Genomic DNA, 2,930 nt, shown 5'->3' on the forward strand with positions numbered 1-2,930 from the left:
AGTAAAACTACTTGGGTGTTGTATGGTTAAGCCTCACGGGCAATTAGTATCAGTTAGCTCAAGACCTCGCAGTCCTTACACACCTGACCTATCAACGTTGTAGTCTCCAACGACCCTTTAGGGAGCTTAAAGCTCCAGTGAGAACTCATCTCAAAGCCTGCTTCCCGCTTAGATGCTTTCAGCGGTTATCAGTTCCGAACGTAGCTACCGGGCAATGCTATTGGCATAACAACCCGAACACCAGCGGTTCGTCCACTCCGGTCCTCTCGTACTAGGAGCAGCCCTCTTCAATTCTCAAACGCCCACGGCAGATAGGGACCGAACTGTCTCACGACGTTCTAAACCCAGCTCGCGTACCACTTTAAATGGCGAACAGCCATACCCTTGGGACCGACTTCAGCCCCAGGATGTGATGAGCCGACATCGAGGTGCCAAACACCGCCGTCGATATGAACTCTTGGGCGGTATCAGCCTGTTATCCCCGGAGTACCTTTTATCCGTTGAGCGATGGCCCTTCCATACAGAACCACCGGATCACTATGACCTACTTTCGTACCTGCTCGACGTGTCTGTCTCGCAGTTAAGCTGGCTTATGCCATTGCACTAACCGTATGATGTCCGACCATACTTAGCCAACCTTCGTGCTCCTCCGTTACTCTTTGGGAGGAGACCGCCCCAGTCAAACTACCCACCAGACAGTGTCCCCAAGCCCGATAAGGGCCCTAGGTTAGAACATCACGCATACAAGGGTGGTATTTCAAGGTAGACTCCACTTCATCTGGCGACAAAGTTTCATAGTCTCCCACCTATCCTACACATGTAGGAGCAATGTTCACTGTCAAGCTATAGTAAAGGTTCACGGGGTCTTTCCGTCTAGCCGCGGGTATACGGCATCTTAACCGCAAATTCAATTTCACTGAGTCTCGGGTGGAGACAGTGTGGCCATGATTACGCCATTCGTGCAGGTCGGAACTTACCCGACAAGGAATTTCGCTACCTTAGGACCGTTATAGTTACGGCCGCCGTTTACCGGGGCTTCGATCATCAGCTTCGCTTGCGCTAACCGAATCAATTAACCTTCCGGCACCGGGCAGGCGTCACACCGTATACGTCATCTTTCGATTTTGCACAGTGCTGTGTTTTTAATAAACAGTTCCAGCCACCTGGTTACTTCGACTACTCTTAGCTTACACCGCAAGGGTTTAACCGAGAGTAGCGTACCTTCTCCCGAAGTTACGGTACTATTTTGCCTAGTTCCTTCACCCGAGTTCTCTCAAGCGCCTTAGTATTCTCTACCTAACCACCTGTGTCGGTTTGGGGTACGGTTCCTATATATCTGAAGCTTAGAAGCTTTTCCTGGAAGCATGGCATCAACAGCTTCAACTCCGTAGAGTCTCGTCTCGTATCTCAGTGTTGAATGAAGACCCGGATTTACCTAAGTCAACCACCTACGTACTTTCACACGGACTACCAACGCCGTGCCTGTTTAGCCTACTCCGTCCCTCCTTCGCAATATATAGAAGTACAGAAATATTAATCTGTTTCCCATCGACTACGCGTTTCCGCCTCGCCTTAGGGGCCGACTTACCCTGCCCTGATTAACATGGGACAGGAAACCTTGGTCTTTCGGCGGGGGAGTTTTTCACTCCCCTTATCGTTACTCATGTCAGCATTCGCACTTCTGATACCTCCAGCAAGCTTTACAACTCACCTTCAACGGCTTACAGAACGCTCCCCTACCACTCATAATAAATTATGAATCCGCAGCTTCGGTGACTAGTTTAGCCCCGTTACATCTTCCGCGCAGACCGACTCGACTAGTGAGCTATTACGCTTTCTTTAAAGGATGGCTGCTTCTAAGCCAACCTCCTAGCTGTCTATGCCTTTCCACATCGTTTCCCACTTAACTAGTACTTTGGGACCTTAGCTGGCGGTCTGGGTTGTTTCCCTCTTCACAACGGACGTTAGCACCCGCAGTGTGTCTCCCGCATATCACTCATTGGTATTCGGAGTTTGCAAAGGGTTGGTAAGTCGGGATGACCCCCTAGCCTTAACAGTGCTCTACCCCCAATGGTGTTCGTGCGAGGCTCTACCTAAATAGATTTCGGGGAGAACCAGCTATCTCCCGGCTTGATTAGCCTTTCACTCCGACCCACAAGTCATCACCGCATTTTTCAACATACGTGTGTTCGGTCCTCCAGTTGATGTTACTCAACCTTCAACCTGCCCATGGGTAGATCGCCGGGTTTCGGGTCTATACCCTGCAACTAAACGCGCAGTTAACACTCGCTTTCGCTACGGCTCCCCTAATCGGTTAACCTTGCTACAGAATATAAGTCGCTGACCCATTATACAAAAGGTACGCAGTCACCGGACTAAATCCGGCTTCCACTGCTTGTACGTATGCGGTTTCAGGTTCTATTTCACTCCCCTCACAGGGGTTCTTTTCGCCTTTCCCTCACGGTACTGGTTCACTATCGGTCAGTTAGTAGTATTTAGCCTTGGAGGATGGTCCCCCCATATTCAGACAAAGTTTCACGTGCTCCGTCCTACTCGATTTCACTCAAAGGTTGCTTTTGTGTACGGGACTATCACCCTGTATCGTTGTACTTTCCAGTACATTCCACTAGCGCCCAATAAGCTTAAGGGCTGATTCGCGTTCGCTCGCCGCTACTAACGAAATCTCGGTTGATTTCTTTTCCTCAGGGTACTTAGATGTTTCAGTTCTCCTGGTTCGCTTCATTAAGCTATGTATTCACTTAATGATACTGACTTATGTCAGTGGGTTTCCCCATTCGGAAATCATTGGCTATAACGGTTTTTATCACCTCACCAATGCTTATCGCAGATTAACACGTCCTTCATCGCCTCTAACTGCCAAGGCATCCACCACATACGCTTAGTCACTTAACCATACAACCCTAAGTAGT

1 rRNA gene is annotated in these 2,930 nt (G+C 49.4%); it reads right to left on the reverse strand.

Features of this window, described 5'->3' with window-relative positions:
• Positions 1 to 22: 22 nt before the first annotated feature.
• Positions 23 to 2,913, reverse strand: a 23S ribosomal RNA gene (locus H4J70_RS20175).
• Positions 2,914 to 2,930 lie beyond the last annotated feature (17 nt).

The sequence above is a fragment of the Colwellia sp. BRX8-9 genome (assembly GCF_014077245.1).
In the GTDB taxonomy this organism is placed as follows: Bacteria; Pseudomonadota; Gammaproteobacteria; order Enterobacterales; family Alteromonadaceae; genus Colwellia_A.